The following is a 4,411-nucleotide window of genomic DNA, read 5'->3' as shown; positions in this document are numbered from 1 at the left end:
GGACGGTGGCTGGGACTTGCAGCGCGATGCCGATGCGCTGCTTTTCTGCAGTTGCGGTGCGCACACCGAGCATCTGGGCCACACGGGGATCGACGGCCACGCCGCCGGTCGGTGCGTCGTCTGCATATTTCGGGACCAGCTGCATGTCCATGAAGGGCGACTTGCCGGGCTTGTCGAATTTCTGCTGCGGCGACATGGGGTCGTACCAATAGAGCACCTTGCGGTCACCGGTCACCGCGCCGCTGGCGGCGGCTGGCGAGGTTGCGAAATGCCCGACAGGCGATACCCCGGCGCGCCACTGTGCGACGCCATAGCCAAGCCCGGCGCCGAGGGCGACCAGGACCATGGCCGCGGCAGACAACTTGCTGTTGGAGGTCATGGGGTCACTCCGCAATGAGATAGGCCAGGCGGGCCTGCTGCGCGAGCACCTGGGCTTGGAGAGCGAGATCGCGCAACTGCGCCTCGATGGCGTTCTTGCGCGCGGCGAGCACGGCACCGAGGTCGGCACGACCCGACTGGTAGCTGGCCAGCGTCACTTGGGCGCGCTCCTGCGCGAGGGGCAAGGCGACGCTGCGCTGGCGCTGCTGCACGCGCTCCAGGCGCTGCAGCTCGGCCACCTGGCCGTCGACGTCGGCACGGATTCGGCGCAATGCGTCCTCGCGTTCGGCCTGCAGCCGTTCTACCTCCTTCTGGCGCGAGGCGATCACAGGTTCCTGACGGGTGGACTTGGAGACCGGCAGCTCGAACGTCAACTGGAAGGACACCAAGTCCCCGAAGGACCGGGCACGGTTGCCGTAGGCCACCTCCCAGCCCCAATCCCCTCGGCGCATGGCCACGGCCTCATCGAGATCAGCACGGGCCATGGCCAGCATCGGGTTGAAGGCGAGAAGCTCGGCGTGCCGATCAAGCCCACCGAGCAATCGGGCGAGATCGAGCCGCAGCACCGGCGCCTCGGAGGCTGTTGCCATGTCCGACTGCTCCCCCGTCCAGCGACGCAACTGGGCGCGTGCCTGCTCAACGCCGGCTTGAAGCTCGTCCCTGCGGTCGGCCAGGTCCAGCAGCTCCTGGCGTGCCATCAGCGCGTCGGCAGGTGTTGTGGCGCCAGAAGCCACGCGCGCGGCCAGGGTGTCCTGCAGGAGTCGGTTCTGCTGCTCAAGGGTGGCAAAGGCGGCGAGCTTGCGCTCGGCGAAGTGCAGATTGAGCCAGGCCAGCGCGGCCTCGCGCCTCACGGCCAGACGTTCGGCCTCCAGCATCGCTCGCTCGCGTTCCGCCCTGGCGCCGGCAGCGTCGCGCCGTGCTGCCCGCTTGGCAGCGTTGGGCACGTCCTGCATGACGCCGACCCGGCGCATCGTCATCGATTCCCGGTTCCAGCTGAACCGCTCCGGCCCCGAGATCGGAAAGTTCTCGACGCCAACCGCCAGCTTCGGATCGGGCAGTTGCCCTGCAGCGACGCGTGCCTGTTGCGCGCCGTCGGCGGTGGCCTGGCGCGCTGTCAGGGCCGCCGAGCGCTGCTYGGCCAGCAGTTGCGCCTGCTCGAAGTTCAGTGGTGCGGCATGGGCCGCTGGGGCGGCCAGGAAGACGGCAACCACGAAGGCGGCCGCGACGAAAGGACGGGACTGSAATCCCGCCCGTAAAAAGATGGCCATGAAGGCTCTCCACAAAGACCCTGGAAGCGATCGAGCACGATCGCGAGACGTGGTCGCACCGCCGCGAACGCGGCCGCGCGAGCGTCAGGGCTCAATTGCGGAAGACTTGGAGGGCGAGATAGACCGGCAGCGTGCCGTCAGGCGGGCCGGTATGGGCGGTGATCACCGCCGGAAGTGCCTCGGCCGCTTCGGGCGGCAGCCAGAGGGCCAGGCGGGTCAGCAGCGGGTCGAGGATGACCGTGGGCGCCAGATCCGGTGCAGGCACGTTGCTGACCGTCTGCTTGTCGCGGTCGCAGTGCGCCTTGCACAGCTGCGGCTGTTCGGTGTCCATCGCGGACATCTGCTCGCAATCGGTCATGCCGGCCATGCCGGCGATCGATGAGCCCGCGGGTGCGGGCGCCGGGCAAGCATAGGCCGCGGTGGCAAGTTGAAGACACACCATGACCGTTGCGAGCAAGCTCGCGATGCAACGCAGGTAGGCCTTCCTCACTTTCATGTCGCGAGTCTAGCGGCGCCGTGAAGCGGCACGAGGGCATGACCTTGCGCCAGCGCAAAGGAAAGCGTCATATCTCCTCCGAGTCAGGTCAAGGGGGCGTTTTTCGCTACGTGGCCACGCGCAGGCGTGCGGCGATCGCCTCCATCTGGTTGATCTCGGCACGTTGTGCCTTGACGATCTGGCCGCACAGCGCGAGGAGCTCTGGGTCGGCGAGCCTCGCCTCCCGACACATGAGGCTCTGGTGGTCACCGCGATGACAGTCAAGGTTCCCACATTGGCAAGGTCAAGAGGTCGTGGCAATCCGTCACTTTCTGAAGAGATTCTTCGCTTGCTGGGCTTGACCTTCCCACTGTGGGAGGCTCGAAAGTCCAGCTGTCATCAACCCAGTCCCAGGAGGACACCATGATCGCCTTCGAAGTCAACGACATGACCTGCGGTCACTGCGTCAGCACCGTCACCAAGGCACTGAAGGCCGTGGACCACGCCGCTAAGGTGCAGATCGACTTGGCAACACATCGCGTGCTGGTCGAGCCCAACTCCGCCGATGCCGATGAGCTGGCCGAGGCCATCAAGGACGCGGGATACAGCCCGACACCCGTCGCGCCGATCAACGTCACGACCGAAAAGACGGCAAGTAGTTGCTGCGGCTGCGGTAGTCGCTGAATCAAAGACGGCTTCGGGTGTAGGTGTGCTGGCTGGCAATGGCCGGCTTGGCCGCCTTCCTCGGCTGGCGCATCTCTGCAGGATGAATTGGAGAACACGATGGACCATCGTCACCATGATCACGACACGCATTCCGCAAGCCCTTCGCAACCCGGTGGCGCCACGATCTACACCTGCCCGATGCATCCCGAGATCCGGCAGGACCACCCGGGCAATTGCCCCAAGTGCGGCATGACCCTGGAGCCGCTGATCCCGGAGGCGACAGCGGAAGACGACAACCCGGAGCTGCGGGACTTCTCCCGCCGTTTCTGGTGGACCCTGCCATTGAGCGTGGTGGTCATGACTCTGGCGATGGCCGGGCATCGGTTCGGCCTCATGAATCCTGCTCAGCAGAGCTGGCTTGAGCTGGTCCTGGCTTTGCCGGTCGTGTTGTGGGCCGGCGGGCCCTTTTTTGATCGGTGCTGGCAGTCCCTGGTTCATCGCAGTCCGAACATGTGGACGTTGATCGGTATAGGCACCGGCGCGGCGTTCGTCTACAGCGTGGTCGCGACGGTCGCGCCTGAACTGTTTCCGCAAAGCTTTGCGGCTCATGGCCGGATTGGCGTCTACTTCGAGGCGGCGGCCGTCATCATCTCGCTGACCCTGTTGGGGCAGATGCTGGAACTCAAGGCGCGGTCGCAGACCTCCGCGGCCATCAAGTCACTGCTCGGGTTGGCGCCCAAGACGGCAAGGCGGATCGAACCGGACGGCAGCGAATCAGATGTCCCGCTCACGCATGTGCACGTCGGCGACCGCCTGCGCATCCGCCCCGGCGAGAAGGTCCCCGTGGACGGCGTCGTCATCGAGGGGACGAGCGCCATCGACGAGGCCATGCTGACCGGCGAGCCGGTCCCCGTGACCAAACGCCCCGGCGACAAGGTCATCGGCGCCACCATCAATACCTCAGGTTCACTGGTGATGCAGTCGGAGCGCGTGGGATCGCAGACCATGCTGTCTCAGATCGTGCAGATGGTCGCCCAGGCTCAACGCTCCAAGGCGCCCATGCAACGAATGGCCGATCAGGTGGCCGGCTGGTTCGTGCTGGTCGTGATCGGCATCGCGGTAGCGGCCTTCCTCGCCTGGGGCCTGCTCGGCGGTGAGCAGGGCTGGCAGTTTGGGCTCATCAACGCGGTGTCGGTCCTCATCATCGCCTGTCCCTGTGCACTGGGCCTGGCGACACCGATGTCGATCATGGTCGCCACCGGCAAGGCTGCAACCCAGGGCATCCTGTTCCGCGATGCCTCGGCCATCGAGAACTTCCGCCGGCTCGACACGATGATCGTCGACAAGACGGGCACGCTGACCGAAGGCCGGCCGGCCTTCGACCGCGCCGTGGCGGCGCAGGGTGTGACCGAAGACGAGGTGCTGCGACTGGCGGCCAGCCTGGACCAGGGCAGTGAGCATCCGCTCGCGCAGGCCATCGTGGATGCGGCGCGCGCCCGCAAGCTCGCGCTGTCGCCTGCGGTGGACTTCGAGTCCTCCACGGGCATTGGTGTCAGAGGTGTCGTCGAGGGCCAGAAACTTGCATTCGGCAACGCGGCGCTGATGGCGCAGGACGGCGTGGACG

At 66.3% G+C, this 4,411-nt stretch carries 6 protein-coding genes; 2 read left to right on the top strand and 4 right to left on the bottom strand.

Annotated features, from left to right (window positions below; translation table 11 throughout):
• The 4 genes from AC1DU6_RS21465 to AC1DU6_RS21450 form a co-directional block, all read right to left on the bottom strand.
• Window positions 1–379: heavy metal-binding domain-containing protein (locus AC1DU6_RS21465; RefSeq protein WP_477859459.1), on the bottom strand; the 379-nt coding region annotated here is incomplete at its 3' end.
• 4 nt (window positions 380–383) lie between these two features.
• Window positions 384–1,646: a TolC family protein gene (locus AC1DU6_RS21460; protein WP_477859457.1), complete on the bottom strand. Its 1,263-nt coding sequence runs from the start codon at window positions 1,644–1,646 to the stop codon at window positions 384–386.
• Window positions 1,647–1,737: 91 nt separating this feature from the next.
• Window positions 1,738–2,013 (bottom strand): hypothetical protein, encoded by a 276-nt coding sequence (locus AC1DU6_RS21455; protein WP_457323115.1) that lies wholly within the window; start codon window positions 2,011–2,013, stop codon window positions 1,738–1,740.
• A 235-nt stretch (window positions 2,014–2,248) separates the two neighbouring features.
• Complete coding sequence (locus tag AC1DU6_RS21450) at window positions 2,249–2,374, bottom strand: hypothetical protein (protein WP_477859455.1); 126 nt, start codon at window positions 2,372–2,374, stop codon at window positions 2,249–2,251.
• A gap of 170 nt (window positions 2,375–2,544) precedes the next feature.
• Between AC1DU6_RS21450 and AC1DU6_RS21445 the strand changes: the two genes are divergently transcribed.
• Complete coding sequence (locus AC1DU6_RS21445; RefSeq protein WP_477859454.1) at window positions 2,545–2,805, top strand: heavy-metal-associated domain-containing protein; 261 nt, start codon at window positions 2,545–2,547, stop codon at window positions 2,803–2,805.
• A 75-nt stretch (window positions 2,806–2,880) separates the two neighbouring features.
• The coding region (locus AC1DU6_RS21440) for a heavy metal translocating P-type ATPase (RefSeq protein ID WP_477859461.1) at window positions 2,881–4,411 on the top strand (1,531 nt) is incomplete at its 3' end.

Source organism: Roseateles sp. P5_B10 (assembly GCF_056400485.1).
Note: the sequence above shows the minus strand (reverse complement) of the source record. Positions and strands in the feature narration are given on the sequence as shown.